The organism is Streptomyces spinoverrucosus, assembly GCF_015712165.1.
Taxonomy (GTDB): Bacteria; Actinomycetota; Actinomycetes; order Streptomycetales; family Streptomycetaceae; genus Streptomyces; species Streptomyces spinoverrucosus_A.
In genome coordinates this window covers 747,192-768,570 of the sequence record NZ_JADPZX010000001.1, presented here as the reverse complement: position 1 = coordinate 768,570, position 21,379 = coordinate 747,192, and the positions used below count along the sequence as shown (strand labels likewise).

21 protein-coding genes, 1 tRNA gene and 2 pseudogenes are annotated in these 21,379 nt (G+C 72.5%); 13 read left to right on the top strand and 11 right to left on the bottom strand.

Annotation, left to right across the window (positions count from 1 at the left end; genetic code table 11):
* The first annotated feature begins 12 nt into the window (after positions 1–12).
* The 5 genes from I2W78_RS03575 to I2W78_RS03555 all read left to right on the top strand — a co-directional run bounded on the left by I2W78_RS03575 (position 13) and on the right by I2W78_RS03555 (position 3,909).
* Positions 13–918: a LysR family transcriptional regulator gene (locus I2W78_RS03575; RefSeq protein WP_196456857.1), complete on the top strand. Its 906-nt coding sequence runs from the start codon at positions 13–15 to the stop codon at positions 916–918.
* 46 nt (positions 919–964) lie between these two features.
* Positions 965–1,546 (top strand): helix-turn-helix domain-containing protein, encoded by a 582-nt coding sequence (locus tag I2W78_RS03570; RefSeq protein ID WP_196456855.1) that lies wholly within the window; start codon positions 965–967, stop codon positions 1,544–1,546.
* Complete coding sequence (locus I2W78_RS03565) at positions 1,543–2,076, top strand: GNAT family N-acetyltransferase (RefSeq protein ID WP_196456853.1); 534 nt, start codon at positions 1,543–1,545, stop codon at positions 2,074–2,076. Before I2W78_RS03570 ends, I2W78_RS03565 begins: the two co-directional genes overlap by 4 nt.
* 30 nt (positions 2,077–2,106) lie before the next feature.
* Positions 2,107–2,466 (top strand): MmcQ/YjbR family DNA-binding protein, encoded by a 360-nt coding sequence (locus tag I2W78_RS03560; RefSeq protein ID WP_196456851.1) that lies wholly within the window; start codon positions 2,107–2,109, stop codon positions 2,464–2,466.
* Positions 2,467–2,583: 117 nt separating this feature from the next.
* Positions 2,584–3,909: an MFS transporter gene (locus tag I2W78_RS03555; protein ID WP_196456849.1), complete on the top strand. Its 1,326-nt coding sequence runs from the start codon at positions 2,584–2,586 to the stop codon at positions 3,907–3,909.
* Here the strand turns inward: I2W78_RS03555 and I2W78_RS03550 are convergent.
* Both I2W78_RS03550 and I2W78_RS03545 read right to left on the bottom strand, forming a co-directional pair.
* Positions 3,875–4,795, bottom strand: coding sequence for a transketolase family protein (locus I2W78_RS03550; RefSeq protein WP_196456847.1), 921 nt, complete (start codon positions 4,793–4,795; stop codon positions 3,875–3,877). The two genes, I2W78_RS03555 and I2W78_RS03550, sit on opposite strands and share 35 nt — an antisense overlap.
* 30 nt (positions 4,796–4,825) lie before the next feature.
* A complete protein-coding gene (locus I2W78_RS03545) occupies positions 4,826–5,527 on the bottom strand; it encodes a transketolase (RefSeq protein ID WP_196456845.1) in 702 nt (233 codons plus the stop codon).
* A 148-nt stretch (positions 5,528–5,675) separates the two neighbouring features.
* Between I2W78_RS03545 and I2W78_RS03540 the strand changes: the two genes are divergently transcribed.
* A tRNA-Pro gene (locus I2W78_RS03540) sits at positions 5,676–5,752 on the top strand.
* Positions 5,753–5,913: 161 nt separating this feature from the next.
* Here the strand turns inward: I2W78_RS03540 and katG are convergent.
* A complete protein-coding gene (katG, locus tag I2W78_RS03535) occupies positions 5,914–8,127 on the bottom strand; it encodes a catalase/peroxidase HPI (RefSeq protein ID WP_196456843.1) in 2,214 nt (737 codons plus the stop codon).
* Between the two features lie 37 nt (positions 8,128–8,164).
* Positions 8,165–8,599, bottom strand: a complete 435-nt coding sequence (locus tag I2W78_RS03530; RefSeq protein ID WP_196456841.1) for a Fur family transcriptional regulator — start codon at positions 8,597–8,599, stop codon at positions 8,165–8,167.
* 166 nt (positions 8,600–8,765) lie between these two features.
* On the opposite strand from I2W78_RS03530, the gene I2W78_RS03525 reads away from it, so the two are divergent.
* Complete coding sequence (locus I2W78_RS03525) at positions 8,766–9,599, top strand: DUF899 domain-containing protein (RefSeq protein WP_196456839.1); 834 nt, start codon at positions 8,766–8,768, stop codon at positions 9,597–9,599.
* Here I2W78_RS03525 and I2W78_RS03520 read toward each other — a convergent pair.
* Both I2W78_RS03520 and I2W78_RS03515 read right to left on the bottom strand, forming a co-directional pair.
* Positions 9,565–9,984 carry a TOBE domain-containing protein gene (locus I2W78_RS03520; RefSeq protein ID WP_196456837.1) on the bottom strand — a complete coding sequence of 140 codons (420 nt, stop codon included), beginning with the start codon at positions 9,982–9,984 and terminating at the stop codon, positions 9,565–9,567. The two genes, I2W78_RS03525 and I2W78_RS03520, sit on opposite strands and share 35 nt — an antisense overlap.
* A 121-nt stretch (positions 9,985–10,105) precedes the next feature.
* Entirely contained in the window at positions 10,106–10,864 is a 759-nt protein-coding gene (locus I2W78_RS03515; protein ID WP_196456835.1) for a YqjF family protein, read from the bottom strand.
* Between the two features lie 193 nt (positions 10,865–11,057).
* Between I2W78_RS03515 and I2W78_RS03510 the strand changes: the two genes are divergently transcribed.
* Both I2W78_RS03510 and I2W78_RS03505 read left to right on the top strand, forming a co-directional pair.
* Positions 11,058–11,726: a hypothetical protein gene (locus tag I2W78_RS03510; protein WP_196456833.1), complete on the top strand. Its 669-nt coding sequence runs from the start codon at positions 11,058–11,060 to the stop codon at positions 11,724–11,726.
* A gap of 178 nt (positions 11,727–11,904) precedes the next feature.
* Complete coding sequence (locus I2W78_RS03505) at positions 11,905–12,519, top strand: sigma-70 family RNA polymerase sigma factor (RefSeq protein ID WP_196456831.1); 615 nt, start codon at positions 11,905–11,907, stop codon at positions 12,517–12,519.
* 101 nt (positions 12,520–12,620) lie between these two features.
* On the opposite strand, the gene I2W78_RS03500 is transcribed toward I2W78_RS03505, so the two are convergent.
* From I2W78_RS03500 to I2W78_RS03485, 4 genes are read right to left on the bottom strand one after another with little or no spacing between them, the layout of a single operon-like run.
* Positions 12,621–13,148, bottom strand: a complete 528-nt coding sequence (locus I2W78_RS03500) for an NUDIX hydrolase family protein (protein WP_196464389.1) — start codon at positions 13,146–13,148, stop codon at positions 12,621–12,623.
* Positions 13,149–13,172: 24 nt separating this feature from the next.
* The gene (locus I2W78_RS03495) at positions 13,173–14,318 is read right to left on the bottom strand and encodes an amidohydrolase family protein (RefSeq protein ID WP_196456829.1); all 1,146 of its coding nucleotides are present in this window, start codon (positions 14,316–14,318) and stop codon (positions 13,173–13,175) included.
* 1 nt (position 14,319) lies between these two features.
* The gene (locus I2W78_RS03490; protein WP_196456827.1) at positions 14,320–15,723 is read right to left on the bottom strand and encodes a glutamine synthetase family protein; all 1,404 of its coding nucleotides are present in this window, start codon (positions 15,721–15,723) and stop codon (positions 14,320–14,322) included.
* A gap of 42 nt (positions 15,724–15,765) precedes the next feature.
* Complete coding sequence (locus I2W78_RS03485) at positions 15,766–16,578, bottom strand: SAM-dependent methyltransferase (protein WP_196456825.1); 813 nt, start codon at positions 16,576–16,578, stop codon at positions 15,766–15,768.
* A 222-nt stretch (positions 16,579–16,800) separates the two neighbouring features.
* Between I2W78_RS03485 and I2W78_RS03480 the strand changes: the two genes are divergently transcribed.
* The 4 genes and pseudogenes from I2W78_RS03480 (at position 16,801) to I2W78_RS03465 (ending at position 20,356) form a co-directional block, all read left to right on the top strand.
* Entirely contained in the window at positions 16,801–17,673 is an 873-nt protein-coding gene (locus I2W78_RS03480) for a Cof-type HAD-IIB family hydrolase (protein ID WP_196456823.1), read from the top strand.
* Between the two features lie 146 nt (positions 17,674–17,819).
* Positions 17,820–18,161 (top strand): annotated as a pseudogene (locus tag I2W78_RS03475) (SLC13 family permease); the annotation flags it as partial.
* A 144-nt stretch (positions 18,162–18,305) separates the two neighbouring features.
* Positions 18,306–18,800: a hypothetical protein gene (locus I2W78_RS03470; protein ID WP_196456821.1), complete on the top strand. Its 495-nt coding sequence runs from the start codon at positions 18,306–18,308 to the stop codon at positions 18,798–18,800.
* A 56-nt stretch (positions 18,801–18,856) separates the two neighbouring features.
* Positions 18,857–20,356, top strand: a complete 1,500-nt coding sequence (locus tag I2W78_RS03465) for a flotillin family protein (RefSeq protein ID WP_196456819.1) — start codon at positions 18,857–18,859, stop codon at positions 20,354–20,356.
* A gap of 29 nt (positions 20,357–20,385) precedes the next feature.
* Here I2W78_RS03465 and I2W78_RS03460 read toward each other — a convergent pair.
* Positions 20,386–21,224 (bottom strand): annotated as a pseudogene (locus tag I2W78_RS03460) (PucR family transcriptional regulator).
* Positions 21,225–21,379: the final 155 nt, after the last annotated feature.

Here is a 21,379-nt window from a genome sequence, read left to right as displayed (position 1 = left end):
GACAATCGGTCCGTGATCGAAGCGCGGCGGCTCCACATCCTCCGTGCGGTGGCCGACCACCGCACCGTGACGGCGGCTGCCGCCGCGCTGTATCTGACGCCCTCCGCCGTGTCCCAGCAGCTCACGGCCCTGGAGCAGGAGACGGGGCACCGGCTCGTTGAGCGCGGCGCCAAGGGCGTACGGCTCACCCCGGCCGGCGAGATCCTGCTCAGCCACACCAACGCGGTCCTGGCCCAACTGGAGCGGGCGGAGGCGGAGCTCGCCGCGTACAGCTCGGGCGCCGCGGGCACGGTCACGGTCGCCTCGTTCGCGACCGGCATCGCCCAGGTCGTCGCACCGGCCGTGGCCCGCCTGGCACGGACCGCGCCCGGCATCCGCATCCGCGTCCGGGACGCCGAGGGGGACGCCAGTCTGCCGATGGTCCTGGACCGGCAGGTCGATGTCGCGGTCGCCGTCGAGTACCGCGGGGCTCCGCCCGCCGACGATCCGCGGCTGGCCCATGTCCCGCTGTACGCCGAGCCGTTCGACGCGGTCGTGCCGGTCAGCCACCGGCTGGCGGGGGTGGGCGAGGTGCCGCTGGCGGAGCTGGCCAAGGACCCGTGGATCGGCCCGTATCCCGGCAATCCCTGCCATGACGTGGTGGTGCTGGCCTGCGAGAGCGCCGGGTTCCAGCCCCGGCTGGAGCACTCCTCGGACGACTTCCGCGCGGTCGTGGCGCTGGCCTCGGCGGACGCGGGAGTCGCCCTCGTACCGCGCTCCGCGCTGCGCGGGACGGACCTCACGGGTGTCGTCGTACGGCCCGTGGACGGGGTGGCGCCCACGCGCCGGGTCTTCGCCGCCGTACGCCGGGGCGCGGAGGCGCATCCGCTCATCCGGCCGGTGCTGGAGGCGCTGGCGGAGGCGGCGGAGCAGGCGTGAGCCTTCCGTAACACTGCCGTCTCATATTCGGGATACCGTCCCGAATATGAGACAGGAAGAAGTGGGCACCCCGCACGACGTCGACGCCCGGCTCGGCGCGCGACTCGCCGAACTGCGGGCCGAACGAGGCTGGTCCCTGGGCGAGTTGGCGGAGCGCACCGGGGTGAGCCGGTCGACGCTGTCCCGCGCGGAGCGGGCGGAGATCAGCCCCACGGCCTCGATGCTCAACCGCCTGTGCGCTGTGTTCGGGCGCACGATGTCCCAGCTGCTGAGCGAGGTCGAGGGGGAGCCCGCGCTGCTGGTGCGGGCGTCCGACCAGCCGGTGTGGGAGGACCGGGCCTCCGGTTTCGTACGACGGTCCGTGTCGCCGCCGCACGCCGGGCTGCGTGGCGAACTCGTCGAGGGGCGGCTCGCGGTGGGCGCGGACATCGCGTACGACCGGCCGCCGGTGCCGGGCCTGGAGCAGCACGTCTGGGTGCTGGAAGGAGCCCTCGCGGTGACCGTGCAGGACGCCGAGCACCGTCTCGACGTCGGGGACTGTCTGCGGATGCGGGTGTGGGGGGCGACGCGGTTTCGGTGCGCCGGGGACGAGGATGTGCGCTATGCGCTGGCGGTGGTGCTGCCGTGATCGTGGAACCGCTGAACGAGGCCCAAGTGCTGGGTTGGGCCGGGGAGTTGGCCGATCTGCTGGTCGACACGGTCGACGGCGGCGCGTCGGTGGGCTTCCTCGCTCCGCTCGACCGCGCCGAGGCCCTGGCGTGGTGGCAGGGGCGGGCTGCCGGCGTGGCCGCCGGCGAGCTGGCCGTCTGGGCGGCGTACGAGGGGACGCGGGTGGTGGGCACGGTGAGCCTGGGCTTTCCGGACAAGCCCAACAGCCGGCACCGGGCGGAGCTGGTGAAGCTGATGGTGCACCGGGAGGCGCGCGGGCGGGGCCTGGGGCGGCGGCTCCTGGACACCGCCGAGCGAGCGGCCGTCGCGGCCGGTGTCACGCTCCTGCACCTGGACACCGAGACCGACAGTCCGGCCGAGCACCTCTACCGGACGGCGGGCTGGACCCGGCTCGGCGCGATACCCGACTACGCGGCGAGCCCGGCGGGGGTGCTGCGGCCGACCAGCATCTACTACAAGCAGGTCGCGGCGGCCACGCTCACCGGGTGACTGTCAGTGGGAGGCGCTACCTTGCGTCTCATGCCGGATGCCGAAGACGTACGCAGAATCGCCCTGTCCCTGCCGGACACGACGGAGAAGATCGCCTGGAACATGCCGACGTTCCGGGTGGCGGGGAAGATGTTCGCCACGCTGCCGGAGGACGAGACCTCCATCGCGGTGCGCTGCCCGAAGGAGGAGCGCGACGAACTGGTCCTCGCCGAGCCTGAGAAGTTCTGGGTGGCCGATCACGAGGCGCAGTTCGCGTGGGTGCGGGCCCGGCTGGCCGCGATGGAGGACGAGGACGAGCTGCGGGACATACTCGCCGACTCGTGGCGACAGGCCGCGCCGCCCCGACTGCTGGATGCCCACCCGGAGTTGGGGCTGCCTGCCGGGGGATGAAAGTTCCCTCCGGGGTTGTCAGTGGGGGGTGGCATGATCCGGAGGGGTGGGGCGCCGGCTGCCGACAGGGGGCCGGTGGGCCTTGTGCGGGATCCGTGGGGAGGGGAGCGCGAGGGGATGGGCGGGACGTCGGACAACGTTGCCGAGGCGCGGGAGAGGGGCAAGGAGAGCGGGGGCGGCACAGGGGCCGGGCGGGGAACGCGGGCGGTCTGGTCGCGGGACTTCGGGTTGTTCTTCGTCGGACGGGCGGTCGCCCGGCTCGGCGACACCATGCTCCCGGTGGCCCTCGCCGCCGGCCTGCTCCAGCACGGGTACGGCGCCGGTGCGGTCGGTCTGGCCATGGCGGCGACGGCCGGGGCGTTCGCCGGGCTGGTGGTCTTCGGCGGCGTCATCGCCGATCGGTTCAGCACCCGCAAGCTGATGATCTGGGCCGACGTGGTGCGGCTGGGCACGCAGGCCCTCACCGCCGCGCTGTTCTTCGCGGACCGCGTCGTGCTCTGGGAGATCTGCGCGATCGGTGTCGTGGGCGGCGTCGCGAGCGCCGTCTTCCAGCCGGGCGTCGCCAGCATGGTGCCCCGGCTGGCCTCCGACATCCAGGGCGCCAACGGCGCCATACGCATCGCGGAGTCCGCGGCCCAGCTGGCCGGTCCCGCCGTCGCGGGCGTGCTGGTCGGCCTCGCGTCGGCCGGCGGCGTCTTCGCGGCACACGCCGCCACCTACGCGGTCAGCGCCCTGTGCCTGCTGTTGCTCCGGCTGCCGCCACCGGCGCCGGGCAGCCGTTCCGCCGGGCGTGGGGCGGGTGCCTTCAAGGCCGATCTCGTGGAAGGCTGGCGGGAGTTCAGAGCACGCACCTGGCTGTGGGGTGTCATCGCCGTCTGGTGCCTGTACATGATCGCCGTCTTCGGCCCGACCGTGCCGCTGGTGGCGACGGAGGTGGTCCGCGAGCACGGCCCGCGCGCCTACGGCCTGGTCAACTCCGCCCTCGGCGCCGGCACCGTCGTCGGCGGACTCCTCGCCCTGCGGCTGCGTCCGCGCCGGATGCTGCGGGCCGGGGCGATCGCCCTGTTCGGCTTCGCCGGGTTCCCGGTGACCGTCGGGCTCGGCCTCGACCTACCGGCGATGGCGGCCGGGGCGGCCGTCGCCGGGGCCGGGATGTCCTTCTGGGGCGTCATGTGGGCGACCAGCGTGCAGACCCAGGTCGAGCCCGGCGTCCTCAACCGCATCCACGCCTACGACGTGGCCGGCTCCCTCGCGATGCTGCCCGTCGGCCAGGCCCTCGCGGGCCCCGCCGCCGCGGCCCTCGGCGCCGACCGTGTCCTGCTCGTCTCCGGCGCGATGAGCTTCGTCGTCGTGATCGCCCTGCTCTCCGTGCCCGCGATACGTGGCCTGGTGCGCGTCGACACTCACCTCACGCGCGCGCCGGCGTCCGCGACCCCGTCGTGAACCCCGCGATCCGCTCCCGCAGCGACCGCGCGTCCAGCCCGTGCGCGGCGACGTGCTCCTCGACCGTGCCGTACCGCCGCAGCTCACGGCGCCCCACGCCCAGCCCCAGCACCCGGTGCGGTACGTCGGCGAGGGCGTCGTTCGCGGCGGCCGTCGAGGTGCCCGCCAGGTAGGGCTCGACGAGGACGACGTCCGTCCCGGCCGTCTCCGTGGCCCGACGCAGGGCGGCCGCGTCGAAGGGCCGCACGGTCGTCGCGTACAGCACGGTGACGTCCAGGCCGGCCGTGGCGTCGAGCACCGCGTCGAGGGTGGGCCCGACGGCGACGACCACGCCGGAGCGTCCCTCGCGGACGGTGTGGAAGCGCGCTCCGTCGACGGGGAGGGCCTGTGCGTTCGACTGCACGGACAGCCGGACGTACACCTTGTCGTCGCCGGCGGCCACCGCGTGCCGCAGCAGCGTCTCGGCCTCGTCCGGGTGGCCCGGTACGTGCACGGTCCAGCCGTCGAGGGTGTCGAGCAACGCCACATCGCCGGGAGCCATGTGCGTGTAGCCGCCCGCCGGCCAGTCGAAGGACGCGGCGGCGCTCACCAGCACCGCGCCCGCGCCCTGGTGGCCCAGGTCCAGCTTGACCTGCTCGAAGGGCCGCTCCACCAGGAAACTGGCGAAGGTGTGCACGATGGGCCGCATCCCGGTCAGCGCCAGCCCCGAAGCCGCCCCGATCAGGAGCTGCTCGCGGATGCCGACGTTGATCACCCGGTCGGGATGGCGGCGCCGGGCCTCGTCGAAGCCGGCCGCGCCGATCTCGGCGAGGACGACGGCGACGCGGGGATCCTCGTCGAGCAGGCGCTGGGCGACGGGGGCGAAACGGTCACGCATGGTGTCCATGACTGGGGTTTCCTCCTTCGGTCCGGCGTGTCACTTGGGTTCGACCTGGGCGACGACCGCGTGCGGACGGCCCGGGTGCGGCGCGGTGAAGGCGGCGTACAGCGCCTCGTGATCGCGGCCGTCGACCGTCACGGTGGACCAGCCCGCCGCCTCGAACCGGGCGGCGATGCCGCCGGGCCGGGCATGGCTCGCGGAGGCGTTGTCGACGACGACGGTGTGCAGCCGTTCCAGCGCGGCGGGCCCGGCGAAGGCGATGGCCTCGTGGTTGCTGCCCTCGTCCAGCTCGGCGTCCCCGATCAGGACCCACACCCGCGGCTCGTGCAGACCCTGGGCGCGCAGCCCCAGCGCCGTACCGACACCGATCGGCAGCCCGTGCCCCAGCGAACCGCTGCCGATCTCCACGCCCGGCACCAGCATCCGGTCGGGGTGGTGGCCGAGCGGCGAGTCGTAGGAGCCGAAGCCCGGCAGCCAGTCGACGGGCACGAAGCCCTTGGCCGCCAGGACGGCGTAGTACGCCATCGGGCCGTGCCCCTTGGACAGCAGGAACCGGTCCCGCTCGGGATCCTCCAGCCGCTCCGGGCCGATCCGCAGCACCCGGTCGTGGAGCACCCAGAGCACGTCCAGCGTGGATGTCGCAGCGGGGCCGTGCTTCTCGTCGCCAGTCATGAGCGCCATCAGGCGCGGCAGGTCGGTGTACCCGTACGTCCGCTCGCGTTCCTCGGTGATCGTCATGCGGACGATCGTGCAACCTCAACCAGACTTGAGGTCAAGGGCGGTCGTGCCGGGTGCGGCGGCCGTAAACGGGTGCGCGACCACCGACCCGAGTGCGGTATTGTTTCCATGCGCGTTCGCCCGGGGGAAACCCCAGGTCAGACCGCACCGGGACGTGGCGCAGCTTGGTAGCGCACTTGACTGGGGGTCAAGGGGTCGCAGGTTCAAATCCTGTCGTCCCGACCAGCTTCACCGCAGGTCGGAGGCCGTCTTCTCAGCGATGGGAAGGCGGCCTTTGTTGTGCGCGCGGGGTCGGGCCCGGGAACGACCGAGGCCGTCCGGGCGGCCCCTTTCGGGTGCCTGCCCGGACGGCCTCAGGGCTGACTGAGGTCAGTCTCAGGTCACTCTCAGACCAGGTCGAACCGGTCGAGGTTCATGACCTTGTCCCACGCGGCGACGAAGTCCGTCACGAACTTCTCCTTCGCGTCGTCGCTCGCGTAGACCTCCGCGAGCGCGCGCAGCTCCGAGTTCGAGCCGAAGACGAGGTCGGCGCGGGTGCCGGTCCACTTCACGGCGCCCGAGGCGTCGCGGCCCTCGAAGGTGGTCTGGTCCTGCGAGGTGGACTTCCACGTCGTGCCCAGGTCGAGCAGGTTGACGAAGAAGTCGTTGGTCAGGACGCCCGGGGTCTCGGTGAGCACGCCGTGCGTCGAGCCGCCCTGGTTGGCGCCGAGGACGCGCAGACCGCCGACGAGGACGGTCATCTCGGGGGCGCTCAGGGTGAGCAGGTTGGCGCGGTCGAGCAGCAGGTACTCGGCCGGGAGGCGGTTGCCCTTGCCGAGGTAGTTGCGGAAGCCGTCCGAGGTGGGCTCCAGCGCGGCGAAGGACTCCGCGTCGGTGTGCTCCTCGGTCGCGTCCACACGGCCCGGCGTGAAGGGGACCTCCACCTCGACGCCCGCGTCCTTGGCGGCCTTCTCCACCGCGGCGGCACCGCCGAGGACGATCAGGTCGGCCAGGGAGACCTTCTTGGCGCCAGAGTTGAACTCGGCCTGGACGCCCTCCAGGACGCGCAGGACCTGGGCGAGCTCGTCCGGGTTGTTGACCTCCCAGCCGCGCTGCGGCTCCAGGCGGATCCGGGCGCCGTTGGCGCCGCCGCGCTTGTCGCTGCCGCGGAACGTCGAGGCCGACGCCCACGCGGTGGAGACCAGCTGCGAGACGGTCAGGCCCGAGTCGAGGAGCTTGGCCTTCAGGGCCGCGACGTCGGCGGCGTCGATGGCCTCGCCCTCGGCCTGCGGCAGCGGGTCCTGCCACAGCATCGTCTCCGCCGGGACCTCCGGGCCGAGGTACAGGGACTTCGGGCCCAGGTCACGGTGGGTCAGCTTGTACCAGGCGCGGGCGAAGGCGTCCGCGAACTCGGCCGGGTTCTCGTGGAAGCGCTTCGAGATCGGGCCGTAGATCGGGTCGAAGCGCAGCGAGAGGTCGGTGGTGAGCATCGTGGGCCGACGCTTCTTCGACGGGTCGTGCGCGTCGGGGATGATCTCCTCGGAGTCCTTGGCCACCCACTGCTTGGCGCCCGCCGGGGACTCGGTCAGCTCCCACTCGTAGCCGAAGAGGATGCTGAAGAAGTCGTTGCTCCACTGGGTGGGCTTGGTGGTCCAGGTGACCTCGAGACCGGAGGTGATGGCGTCGCCGCCCTTGCCGGTGCCGTAGGTGGACTTCCAGCCCAGGCCCTGCTCCTCCATGGTGGCGGCCTCGGGGTCGTTGCCCACGTGGTCGGCCGGGCCGGCGCCGTGGGTCTTGCCGAAGGTGTGGCCACCGGCGATGAGGGCGACGGTCTCCTCGTCGTTCATCGCCATCCGGCGGAAGGTCTCACGGATGTCGCGGGCCGCGGCGATCGGGTCCGGGTTGCCGTTCGGCCCCTCCGGGTTGACGTAGATCAGGCCCATCTGGACCGCGCCGAGCGGGTTCTCCAGCTCACGGTCGCCGCTGTAGCGCTGGTCGTCGAGCCAGGTGGTCTCGGGACCCCAGTACACGTCCTCGTCGGCCTCCCAGACGTCGGCGCGGCCGCCGCCGAAGCCGAAGGTCTCGAAGCCCATCTGCTCCAGGGCGACGTTACCGGTGAGGATCATGAGGTCGGCCCAGGAGATCGACTGGCCGTACTTCTTCTTGACCGGCCACAGCAGACGGCGGGCCTTGTCCAGGTTGCCGTTGTCCGGCCAGCTGTTCAGCGGGGCGAAGCGCTGCTGACCGCGCCCGCCACCGCCGCGGCCGTCGCTGATGCGGTAGGTGCCGGCGCTGTGCCAGGCCATACGGATCATCAGCGGGCCGTAGTTGCCGAAGTCGGCGGGCCACCAGTCCTGCGAGGTGGTCAGCACCTCGGCGATGTCCCGTTTCACGGCCGCCAGGTCGAGGGCCTGGAACGCCTCGGCGTAGTCGAACTCCGCACCGAGCGGGTTCGCGACGACAGGGTCCTTGGCGAGGATCTTCAGGTTGAGGCGCTCCGGCCACCACTGGCGGTTGCCGCCGCCCTGCGTGGGGTGCGCGGCGCGGCTGTGCGCGACCGGGCAGCCTCCTGTGCCCTCCATCTTGGGCTCAGTGACGATTGCATCGGGGTTCTCAGCCATGGGAATCCTATCTTCCGGACGTTGCGGATCACGGTGCTCAGGAACTGCGGGTGGAACAGTCGGGGCACAGGCCCCAGTAGATGACCTCGGCCTCGTCGATCGAGAAGCCGTGGTCGTCGGACGCGGTCAGGCAGGGAGCCGCACCGGCCGCGCAGTCGACGTCGGTGACGGTGCCGCAGGAGCGGCACACGAGGTGGTGGTGGTTGTCCCCGACGCGCCCCTCGTAGCGGGCCGGACTGCCGGCCGGTTCGATCCGGCGGACGAGTCCCGCCGCGGTCAGCGCGTGCAGGGCCTCGTACACCGCTTGCAGGGATATGTGGCCCACGCGATCGCGCACGCCGGACGCGATCGCCTCGACGCCCAGATGATCGCCGTCCCGGACGGTTTCGAGCAGTGCGACGCGGGCGGCCGTCACCCGCAGGCCGGCACCGCGCAGCTCGTCGGCGGTGGTCGGGTTCTGGGATGCGGTCATGGGGACGAACGTATCGCGGAAAACACGAACGATTCAAGAAAACGAGGGGTTAAATCATGAGCCGTGTCAGACGACGCCCGGGAACCGGGCGCGGTGGTGGGCGGAGCCGTGGGGGAGAAGCATGGTGACCGACATCGTTCGTCCGAGCCGGGGAGAGGTGACGGCCATGGCAGATCTGCCCGAGGTGGTGTCCCGCGAGGAGTGGCTGGCCGCACGCAAGGAACTGCTGGCCGAGGAGAAGGCGCTCACCCGCGCGCGTGACCGGATCAATGCCCAGCGGCGGCGGCTGCCGATGGTCCGCGTCGACAAGCCGTACACCTTCGAGGGCCCGGACGGGACGGTCGGCCTGCTCGACCTGTTCGAGGGGCGGCCGCAACTGGTTGTGCACCACTTCATGTGGATCTACGACATCGATGCCGACGGCGTCGAGCGCCCCCGCGACCACGGCTGCTCCAGCTGCTCCTCCGCCGCCGACCAGATCCCCGCCCGGCTGCGCCAGCTGCACGTCCGGAACACCTCCCTGGCCGCGGTGTCCAGGGCGCCGTACCCCAAGATCGCCGCGTTCCGCGACCGGATGGGCTGGACGTTCCCCTGGTACTCCGCCGCGGGCAGCGACTTCAACTACGACTTCCACGCCACGATCGACGAGCGGGTCGCCCCCGTGCTGCTCAATTTCCGCACTCAGGCCGAGCTCGCCGAGGCCGGACAGCCGTGGAACGCGAGCAGTCGCGGCGACTGGCCCGGCATCAGCGCCTTCCTCCGGGTCGGTGACGAGGTCTTCCACACCTACTCCGCGTTCGGCCGGGGCCTTGAGGAGTTCCACAACTGCGACAACTACCTCGACCTCACCGCGCTCGGCCGCCAGGAGGCCTGGGAGGAGCCGAAGGGGCGCGCGGAACCGCTCGGCCTGCAGGTCGGCGGCCCCGCGCTGCGGCTCCCGGACGAGTATGACGCCACGGCCGGCGTCACCCCGCCGCGAGGGACACCTCCGTCGCCTTGATCAGGGCGACGACGGGGGCGCCGGGGGCCAGACCGAGATCGTCGACCGCGTCCCTGGTGATCGCGGACGTCAGCTCGCCGCCCTCCACCCCCACCTTGACGGAGGCCATCGCGCCGCCCGTGCCGACCCCGAGCACCGTGCCGCGCAACTTGTTGCGGATGGACAGTCCGTCCACCGAGCCGGTGGCGAGGGCGACCTCCGTGGACTTGACGAGGGCGCGTACGGCGGACCCCTCCGTCAGCCCCAGGTCCCGTACCGCGTCCACGGTGATCGCCGCGGTGATGTCCTGCCCGCCGCCGAGACGGACCGCGACGGTCGCCATGACCTCGCCGGGGGTGATGGCGGTGACGGTGCCGGGCAGCTGGTTGCGGATGCTCAGGGCCATGGTGAAACACCTCAAAGGGGAAGAAATGGTGTTCGCTGCGCGCCCTACCGTAGCCGGGCCGACCCGCAGTGTGATCCGCCCCACACCGGTGACGTGGAACTCCGCCGGAGCCGGACAGGCGCTAACCCCGTCGGCGCACAGGGCGGCCGAAGCGCACCGGCACTCCCGGTGAGTACAGGACGCTCACCGGTTCGCCGACCGGCTCGGGCAGACCCGCCGCGGTGATCAGGTTCTCCTCGCACTTGAGGAGCTCGGCGCGGTGCAGGGGCCAGCGCGGGTGAGTGTTCGGGAGGTGGACGGGGCGGCCGAGGAGGGTGGTGTGCATGCCCCAGCGGGCGGTCAGGAAGTGCTCCAGCTCGGTGGGCTCGGCGATGTGCTCGCCGACCCGCAGGGTGATCCTGCTGTACGCGCCCCGGGGGCCGGGCAGTCGCCGGGTGCTGGTGTAGGTCAGGGCGGTGTCCTCGCGGGACACGGCCATCTTCGACCAGACGTAGGGGAGTCGGAACGCCGAGCGGCCGATCGCCACCGGCAGCAGCCGGGAGGCGTCCAGCGAGCGGAAGACCACGCCCCGGCGGCCGTGGCTGTCGACCGAGTACAGCCGGACGTTGGTCTCCGGAAAGTTCCCCAGATATGGCACACCGGGCAGCCGCAACCAGCCGACCCGATGCATGCGGAACGCCACGAGACCTACGTACGTCACCCCGTCCAACGTGTCCGGCACGCACCCCGACGGCAGCAGCGGCGCCACGTCCTCGGGGTCGGCGGCCCAGTGCAGGAAGGCCAGATCCAGCCACGACTGGGTGAGAAGCGGACGCGGCGTGGAACCGGGCGGATCGGGCGTTATCGCCTCGACGCCGGGGGCAGACGGGGGTTGGGACACGGGTCGAGGATGCCAGAGCGGGAGCAGGCCAGGGAGTAGTGGGCCGTCACCACCACTGGTCGGCCCGAATGCCGTGCTGGTTCCTGCATATGCGTGTGGTCTGTATCACGCGTCTCGGATTGAGTCACCGCCACCACCCTTTTCCGTACCCACCGTTGACGACCGGGCGCCGGATGCGAGGATGAGGGCCGTCATGACTGTTGGGTGGTGTTCTCGCACGGTTCGGGCCGCGGTGTTCGCGGCCGTCTGTGTGCTGCTCGCCGCCCTGGGTCACGTGCTGATGTCCGGCAGCCACGTGCCCTGGTGGGCGTTGGCGGCCGGCGCCGCCGTGACCGGTGCCGCGGGCTGGGGACTGGCCGGCCGGGAACGCGGGTTGCCCCTGATCGTGACCGTCGTCGTCACCGCCCAGACGGCACTGCACTCCGCCTTCTCCGCCGCCCAGTCGGCGGCCACGGCGCAGGACGTGCTCCACCCGCACCCGGGTGCCATGGGCCACGACATGTCGGCGATGCACATGGGCTCTACGCACACCCACTCCATGGACGCCATTGATGTGGGCCACACCGGCGGCTTGAGCTTCGTCATGGACGGCTCGTCCTCGTTCGGCATGCTCGCCGCCCACCTGCTGGCCGCGCTGCTGTGCGGTCTGTGGCTGGCACACGGCGAGCGCGCCGCCTTCCGCATTCTGCGGGCCGTGGCCGGGTGGCTGGCGGCGCCGCTGCGGCTGCCGCTCGCCGTTCCCGCCCCGCCGCACCGCCCGCGCCCCCACCCGCGGCGCCGCGGGTCGGCACGGTCACCGCGACGACTCCTTCTCGTTCACGCGATCACCTCTCGGGGTCCGCCCGTGGGGGCCGCTGTCTGACGACAGCCGGTAACCCGAGGCAGCCCCTGCGCGCCTCGGGCCACGGTCGTACGCCCGCGCGGTCGTTCCGACGCCGCGCAGGACGCCGTACGGCCGACTCCCCACTCACCGGATCCCGGACCGCACGTGCGCCCGCGCGCCTTCGGTCGGGGTACCGGACGACCGCGAAGGACACCAGGTGATCACTCCTGCCCTGCCCGGCCCACGCGAGAGAACCGAGGACCAAGAGAGCGCCGACGACTCGATCACGGCCTGGGCGCTGGCGGCCGGTTCCGGCGACCCGGACGCCGTCGACCACTTCGTCCGCGCCCTGCACCGCGACGTCCTGCGCTACGTCGCCCATCTGTGCGCCGACCCCCAGGCCGTCGACGATCTGGCGCAGGACACGTTCCTGCGGGCGCTCGGCAGCCTGCACCGGTTCGAGGGCCGCTCCTCGGCGCGGGCCTGGCTGCTGTCGATCGCGCGGCGCGCGGTGATCGACAGCTATCGGTACGCCGCCGCCCGGCCGCGCCTGTGCGACGTACCGGACTGGCGGCTGGCCGTGGAACTGGCCCAGCCGCGCGACCTGCCCGGCTTCGACGACGGCATCGCGCTGCTCGACCTGCTGGCCGCGCTGCCCGAGGAGCGCCGGGAGGCCTTCGTCCTCACCCAGTTGCTCGGGCTGCCGTACGCGGAGGTCGCCGTGCTGGTCGGCTGCCCGGTCGGCACGGTCCGCTCCCGCGTGAACCGGGCCCGCGCCACGCTCGTCGACCTGCTCGCGGCGGCGGACGAGCCGGCCGTACTGGTCGCCTGACCCTCGGGAGGGTGCCGGTCCCGACCGGCACCCTCCGTCCGCCGGCCACGAGCAGGCGTGCTGTCACACGCGCGTGCCCACGGCGTCATGCGGACGGCCGGTCAGAACGTCAGCCCCACATGCGCCAGCGCCTGCTTCAGCAGCACCCCGTGCCCGCCCGGCATCTCGCTCTGCAGTGCCGGCGAGGCCGCCTCGTGGGGGTCGAACCACTCCAGGTCCAGCGCGTCCTGCCGGGGCCGGCAGTCGCCGGTCACCGGCACGACGTAGGCGAGGGACACCGCGTGCTGGCGCGGGTCGTGGTACGGCGTGATGCCCTGGGTCGGGAAGTACTCGGCGACCGTGAAGGGCTGGAGGGAGGCCGGGATCCGGGGCAGTGCCACGGGGCCGAGGTCCTTCTCCAGGTGCCGCAGCAGGGCGTCTCGGACCCGCTCGTGGTGCAGGACCCGGCCGGAGACCAGCGTGCGACTGACCGTCCCGTCCGGTCCGATGCGCAGCAGCAGGCCGATGCTGGTGACTTCACCGCTGTCGTCGACGCGCACCGGTACTGCCTCGACGTACAGGATCGGCATGCGGGCGCGCGCCATCTCCAGCTCGTCGGGCGTCAGCCAACCGGGCGTGGTCTCGGTCATGTCAGACATTGCTTGATCATACTTTCAGGTGTCGTCGGAAAACCGGTAGACCCGGCGGGCGTTGTCCCGCCCCGCCCACCCCACGATCCGCAGCGCGTCGGGCAGGCTGAGCTCGTCCGTGTCCACCCGCTCCTGGAGGAGCCCGGCCAGCCCCCGCCGGAAGGCCAGGGCGCCCAGCTGGTGGTACTCGGCCACACCGTAGGCGTCGGAGCTGTACAGCAGTTTGCGGAACGGCGTGATCTCCGTCGCTTCGGCCAGCACCGCCCGGGCCCGGCCCGGACCGACGTGGTGCAGGGTGAGGCCGACGTCGAGGTACACCTGCTCGAACACGGCCGCCAGAAAGGCGGCTTGGCGCTGGTACGGCCAGCAGTGCAGCAGCATGACCGGGACCGTGCCGGACGTCAGGTGCAGCCAGTCGGTCAGGTGAGTGGGGTCCGAGCGGTGCAGCCGGATGTCGTTGTCGCCGAAGCCGGTGTGCAGCTGGAGGGGGAGCCCGAGGCCGACCGCCGTCCACAGCAGGTGCCGTACGAGAACCGGGTCGGCCAGTCGGCCGCCGCCTCGTGCGAGCCAGTGCCGAGCCGCCTCGGTGACCTCGGCCCGCGTTGGGCGGGCCGGGTCCAGGTCGAAACCCGTGCGATAGGCGGCCACCGACTTCACCGCCACCACACCCGGCTGCCGTACCGCCTCCCACGCGGCCGCCTCGAACGCCCGCGCGTAATCGCCTGGTTCGACCCCGGCGGCCGCCACCGCCTCGGCGACATTTTCCAGGCGTACGACCTCATGGGCGACGGCTCCGCCACCGGCGGCCGCGGCCAGCTGCTCCGGGGTGGTGAGGCCGTCCGGGGTGTACCCGGTGTCGACGCAGAACACCTCGGTCCCGGCGGCGGACAGGAACCGCCGGTTCACCTCGTGCGCGCCGAGCTCGGCCCGGCGGGCCACGTACTCCTCGGCCGGGGCGTGGCGGGGCAGGTCCAGCAGGGGCGCGCAGTGGCGGCGGACGGCGATGCCGACGGGGCTGTCGAACGGCGAGATGCCGGGCCACACATCGCCCTCGGTGAGCAGCGACTCGAAGCCGCGCAGGTCGAGGTCGGCGGTGACGACGCCGTGGCAGTGGTGGTCCACCAGGGGCAGTGCGGCGAGCGCCTCCGCGACCGGGCCGGTGGCGGACATGTCAGTACACCCACCGGTACGCCGCCGCCACCCGCGCGTCGTCCAGTCCGGCCACGGCGTCGATCTCCCCGCGCCGGACCGCGAGCACGGCGTCGGCCAGCACCCCTCCCAGCGCGGCCCGCACCTGTTCGTCCCCGCGGAACTCGGCGACGGCCTCCTCCAGCGACCGAGGCAGGCGGCGCACCCCACGGGGCGCCGCCTCCTCGGCGCCCAGCCGCGCCGGATCGCCGGTGGTCTCCTCGGGCAGCGGTGTCGCCGTCGCCAGGCCGTCCAGTCCGGCGGAGATGACACAGCCGAGGGCGAGATATGGGTTGGCGGCCAGGTCGACGGGTTTCACTTCCAGGTTGGCGGACTGGTCGCGCAGACCGGCGGTGCCGGTGATGACCCGTACGGCGGTCTCCCGGGTCTCCAGACCCCACGCCGTGAACACACCGGCCCACTGCGCGGGCTTGAGCCGCAGATAGCTGGCCGGGCTCGGCGCGGTCACCGCCATGAGGCCCGGCAGATGGGTGAGGATCCCGGCCGCGAAGGACTCGGCGTCGGCCGTCATGCCGTGCCTACGGGTGCCGCCGGAGTGCAGGTTGACGCCGTCGCGCCAGGCGGACAGGTGCAGATGGCCGCCGTTGCCGACGCCCTCGGCGGACACGGCCGGGGCGAAGGAGACCTTCAGGCCGTGCCGCCGGGCCACCGCGCGGATGGTCTGCCGCAGCAGCACGCTCCGGTCGGCCGCCGCCACCGGGTCGAGCGCGCCCACCGAGATCTCGAACTGCCCGGGCGCGTATTCCGGATGGACCTGGTCGACGTCCACCCCCTGCGCCGCGCACGCCGCCAGCAGTTCGGCCGTGCAGTCGCTCAGCTCCACCTGCCGGGTGGCGCCGTACGCGGGTCCGGACACCGCGGGTACGAACTCGCCGCCGGGCGCCGAGCCCAGCCCGACCGACCACTCGATCTCGACGGCCGCCCGGAAGGTGACCCGGTGCTGCCGGGCCGCCCGGTCGACGACCCGGCGCAGAAAGGTGCGGGTGCAGGCCGGGTGCGGCTCGCCGTCCTGCGTGATCCGGTCCACCGGCGCCCATGCCCAGCCCGGCTGCGCGCTGAGCACGGTCAGCTGGTCGAGGTCGGGGTAGAGCCGCAGGTCGCCGTCCGGCGAGCCGAGCACGTCGGTGCTGACGATGGCGTCGTTCGCCAGGAACGTGTCGAACACCGGCGACATCCCGACACCCCAGGCCGCGGCCGCCGACAGCCTCGCCGCCGGGATCGTCTTCACCCGGCCGATGCCCGCCGTGTCGACGTACGACAGGACGATCCCGTGCACTCCCCGCGCGGACAGCTCGCCGCTCAGTGCGGAAGCCCGTTCGACCTCACCGGGTCGGCCGCCGGGCACGGGGTCGGCAAGGGTCGTCATACGTCCTCCTCGACGGGCTCGGCGGCCGGGTCTGCGCCGGTGTCAGGGTTTCACGGCCACCGCGCCGTACTGCGGTACCACGACGGGAGCCCGCAGCTCGGCGCGCCAGGCGGAACACGACACCAGGCCCGGTTCGAGCATGTCCAGACCGTCGAGGAATGATGCGATCTCGGCGCCGCTGCGGGCGGTGACCGGCGGGGTGGCGTTCTCGTTCCAGAACTTCATCGCCGGGATCTGGCCCTCGCCGCCCAGCTCGGCGTCGTGCGTGGGGTGCGTCATGACCAGGAAGCTGCCCGAGGGGACGGCGGCCATGACCCGGCGCACGATGTCCCGGGCCTCGTCGGTGTCCAGCACGAAGTTGAGGATGCCGAGCATCATCACCGCGACGGGACGCGTGAAGTCCAGGGTGTCCCGGGCGCGTTCGAGGATGCCGTCCGGGTTGTGCACGTCGGCGTCGACGTAGGCGGTGACGCCCTCGGGGGTGCCGGTCAGCAGGGTCCGGGCGTGGATCAGCACGATCGGGTCGTTGTCGACGTACACGATCCGCGAGTCGGGCGCGACGCGCTGTGCGATCTCGTGGGTGTTGTCCGCCGTGGGCAGCCCGGTGCCGATGTCCAGGAACTGCCGTACCCCACGCTCACCGGCCAGGAACGACACCGCCCGGCCCAGGAACTCGCGGTCCGCCCGGGCGATGTCCCGGATCAGCGGGAACATCGCGGCGACGTGGTCGCCGACCTGGTGGTCGACCTCGTAGTTGTCCTTGCCGCCGATCCAGTAGTTCCAGACCCGTGCGTTGTGCGCCACACCGGTGTTCAGGCGTGCCGTTCCCTCCGCCGGGGTGGGAGCCTCGCTCACGTCTCTTCCTCTCCTCGCCCGTACCGCAGTCGCCGCCATTGTGCCGGGTCCAAGATCAGTGCGTGGCGGGAATCGGGGACCGGGTTCCGGGACCGGGGTGCCACTCGTACGGGGGAGTGTCCCGGGTAGGGTTGACGGCCGCATCCGGAACGACACGCGGCGCGGCCGAGCGCCCCGGGAACGACGACGACCGGGACGGCCGAGCGCCCCAGGAAACAGGACATGCCCTACTCTCACGCGCCCCTGCCCACCACGCACGACTCCCCGGCGCACAGCTCCGCCGACATCCGGCTCGTCGTCACCGACATGGACGGCACGCTGCTGGACGACGACAAGCAGGTCCCTGCCGGGCTGTGGGAGGTGCTGGAGCGGTTGCGGGAGCGCGGGGTGCTGTTCAGCCCGGCGAGCGGCCGCCAGTACGCCACGCTGGCGCGGGAGTTCGCCCGGGCGGCCGAGGGCATGGTGTTCATCGCGGAGAACGGCACGTACGTCGTCCGCGACGGCGTGGAACTGAGCTCCGACCCGTTGGACCCGGCCGTCGTCACGGACGTCGTCGAGGCGGTACGGCGGCTCGCGGCCGGCGGCGTCGACGTGGGCGCCGTCGTCTGCGGCAAGCGGTCCGCGTACGTCGAGCGCACCGACGAGGCCTTCCTGGCCGAGGTGCGCAAGTACTACGTCGAGCACCGCACGGTCGAGGACGTCACCGCGGTCGAGGACGACATCCTCAAGATCGCCCTCTACGACTTCGGCCCGGCGGAACGGACCACCGCCCCCGCCCTCGCCCGCTTCGGCGTCACCCACCAGGTCGTTGTCTCCGGTGAGCACTGGGTCGACATCATGAACCGCACCGCCAACAAGGGCGCCGCCATCCGCCGCCTCCAGCGTGAGCTCGGCATCACGCCCGCGCAGACGATGGTGTTCGGCGACTACCTCAACGACCTGGAGATGCTCGACACGGCGGAGTGGTCCTTCGCGATGGCGAACGCCCACCCGGAGGTCATCCGCCGAGCCCGCCACGTGGCGCCGCCCAACACGGAGGACGGCGTGCTGCGCACGATCAGGAGGGTGCTGGGCCTGTCGGCCGCGGGGCATTGAGGGACGCGACCGGGCCTTGAGCAGGTCTGCGGTGGGAGGGGCTCGTCCGGCCCCTTCTCGCCGCGCCCGCCGCGCGCGGGCCCCGCCCCCGGCCCCGCCCGGCGGTATCGCCGCATTTGTGACCAGCTGTTCCGAATCGCCGCCGGATGATCGTGCTCAGCGCGTCCGCCGTCCTCTCCGGTGTCGTCGACAACATTCCGTACGTCGCCACCATGGCGCCGATCACCGCCGACCTGGTGCAGAACATGGGCGGCGCCAAGGACCACGTCATGTGGTGGTCCCTCGCCCTCGGCGCCGACCTCGGTGGCAACGCCACCGCGATCGGGGCCTCCGCGAACGTGGTCGTACTCGGGATCGCCGAACGCAAGCGCCGGCCCATCTCCTTCTGGGAGTTCACCCGGTACGGCCTGGTCGTCACCGCGGTCACCGCGGTCACCGTGGTCGTGGCCCTCGCCTACGTGTGGCTGCGGTACTTCGGCCTGAGCTGACCCCCGATGCGCCGACGGGGTCCGGACGTCGGCATCAAAAGAGCGTAAAGATTGCCGGAACACGGCAATGAAACCCCGCAACCCCGCATGTGAGGATTCCGTCAACGGGGGAGACCGGCGAGGGGCGAGAGGGGGACGGCACGCATGGCCTGGTTTCTGGGACTCGGCATCACGGGGGTCGTGCTGCTCGCCCTGGCGCTGGTCCTCGACGGGGTGCTGGACGGTGTGCTCGACGGCGTCCTCGACGGGTGGCTGTCGCTGCCGGTCGTCGCCGGGTTCCTGGCGATGACCGGCTTCGGCGGAGCCCTCGCCATGGGCGCGGCCGGGGTCGGCCCGGCGCTCGCCACCGGCTGCGGTGCCGTCTGTGGCGCGGGCACGGCCTGGCTGACGTACCGCCTCAGTCGTGCCCTGATGCGCGATCAGACCGCTGTCACACCGCGTGGTGAGGACCTCGTGGGCACCTCGGGCAGCGTCGTGACCGCCATCCCGGCCGGTGGTTTCGGTGAGGTGCTGCTGCAACTCGCCGGTCAGCCGGTGAAGTTCGCCGCGCGTTGTGCGGTGCCGGTGGCCAGGGGTGCCGAGGTGTGGGTCGAGGCGGCTCCGTCCGCGACCTCCGTCGTGGTGCGCCCGGTGGACTGACCGCTGGTTTTCGTGTGTTTTCTGTGTTTCCCAGCTCTTGGATCGGGGGCATTGTCATGAGTCCTGTCGTCATAGCGGTGGTGGGAGTCGCCGTACTTCTCGTCCTGCTGGCCCTGGTGGTGGTCAGCCGGTACAAAGTGGCTGGTCCGAGTGAGGCGTTCATCGTCACCGGGCGGCGCGGCAAGCAGGCCACCGATCCTGCGACCGGGCGCGTGTTCACCGACAACAGCGGGCAGAAGGTCGTCGTCGGCGGTGGCGTGTTCGTCGTGCCGTTCGTGCAGCAGCGGTTCACGCTCGACCTGTCCTCGCGGCACATCCCGGTGGCGGTGCGCGGCGCGGTCACCCTGCGCGGGGTCAAGGCCCACCTCGAAGGCGTCGCCATCGTGAAGGTGGGCGGCACCGAGGACTCGATCCGGGCGGCGGCGCAGCGGTTCCTGATGCAGCAGGACGGGATCGTCGGCTTCACCCAGGAGGTGCTGTCCGGAGCGCTGCGGGCCATCGTCGGGCGGATGTCGGTGGAGGACATCATCCGCGACCGGGCCGTCTTCGCCGGGCAGGTCGCCGAGGAGGCCGAGGCCAGCCTGTCCGGGCAGGGTCTGGTGCTGGACGCCTTCCAGATCCAGGACATCACCACCGAGGGCTCCTACCTGGAGGACCTCGGTCGCCCGGAGGCGGCCCGCGCCAAGCAGGAGGCGGACATCGCCGAGGCCGAGGCCCGCCGGGCCGCCGAGCAGGCCCGGTTGAAGGCCGAGGAGGAGATCGCCGTCGCCCAGCGGACGTTCGCGCTGCGGCAGGCCGAGATCAAGGCCGAGACCGACGCTGCGGCCGCGCAGGCCAACGCCGCCGGACCGCTCGCGGAGGCGGCCCGCCAGCAGGACATCCTCACCCAGCAGGAGAAGGTCGCCGAGCGGCAGGCCGCGCTGAAGGACCGCCAGCTCGACACCGAGGTGCGCAAGCCCGCCGACGCCCAGCGATACGCCGCCGAGCAGGAGGCCGAAGCCCGGCGGGTGGCGCGGGTCAAGCAGGCCGAGGCCGAGCGGCTGGCCGGCATCGCGGCGGCGCAGGCGGAGGCCGAGCGGTCCCGGCTGACCGGTGAGGGCGAGAAGCAGCGGCGCAGCGCGCTGGCCGAGGCGGAGGCGATCGAGGGCCTGAAGCAGGGTGAGGCCGAGCGGGCCCGGCGGGCGGCGATCGCGGAGGCGGTGCGGCTGGAGGGCGAGGCCGAGGCGGCCGCGATCGGCGCGAAGGGAACGGCCGAGGCACAGGCCATGCGGCAGAAGGCCGACGCCTTCGGGCAGTACGGCGACGCGGCCGTGCTGCAGATGCTGGTCGAGGTGCTGCCGCAGGTCGTCGCCAAGGCGTCCGAACCGCTCGCGGCGGTGGACAAGATGACCGTGATCTCCACCGACGGGGCCGGCCGGATCCCCCGCGCGGTCGCCGACAACGTCACGCAGGGGATCGAACTCCTCGGCTCCACCACGGGGATCGACCTCGCCGAGCTGCTGAAGGGCATCACCCGGCGGGACGCCGCTGCCGAGAAGGTCGAGATCACCGGCTGAGCGCCGGCGCGGGTCGGCCCGTCCGGGAGTCAGAGCTCCTGGGCGGGCCAGTCCAGCAGCCGGGCGCCGATCACGGCCGTCTGCGGGGTGTGGCGGTGCATCGGGTCGGCCGGATTGGCGCCGGTCAGCTCGTGGATGCGCTCCAGGCGGTAGGTGAGGGCCCGCACGCTCAGCGCGAGCCGCCTCGGCCGCGACGCAGCCCGACTCGAAGTACGCCTCCAGCGTCCGCAGCGGCGGCTCCGCGCCACCACGGGCCCGGCGCAGCGGACCCAGGGCGCTCAGCACCAGGTCGGCCATGGCCTGCCGGTCCCGGGTGAGCACCGGATACACCAGCAGCTCGGCGGGGCGCACCACCGGCTCGTCGAGCGCCGGCCGCCGCATGGGCCTGCTTGGCGAAGAACGCGAGCACCTCGTCCTGGTCGCCGGGCGCGATGCAGATCAGCTGTCCGTTCTCGGTGGCGAGCAGGCCGGTCGCCGAAGCGGCTTGGCAGGGCGGTCTCCACGCGGCGGGTCACCGGGTGGGTGTCGGCGTACGCCTCCGGGCCCTCGGCGACCGCGACCGCGTGCGCGCGGGACAGCACCAGCCCGAACCGCTCGGCCCGTTCCGCGAGTCGCCCCAGGTCGCTGCGCCCGTACAGCAGGTCGTCGATGAACTCCCGCCGGGCGGCCTCCTCCTGACGTACCGCCAAGTGCTGGGCCCGCTCACAGCCTTCGGCGATGGCGTCGACGGCCTGGGACACCGCGGCCGGCACACCGTCCGCCGAGCCCGGTACGCCGGGCCGGCAGCGCGGGTGGCGTCGAGGACGCGGCGCTCCTCCAGCTCGTGGCGGGTGGGGCGGCGCCCCGTGGCGGAGACCTCCGTCAGCATGTCGGCGTACCCACGGCTTACGGCATCCGGAGCGTAGTCAACGTTGCCGGAACACGGCAATGCGGACCTCCCCTCGGTCCGGCCATCATGCCGGTGGGGAGCCGCGGGGCTCCGGTGCCGCACACCCGCGACGGGCGGGGGCACCGGGCCCCGCA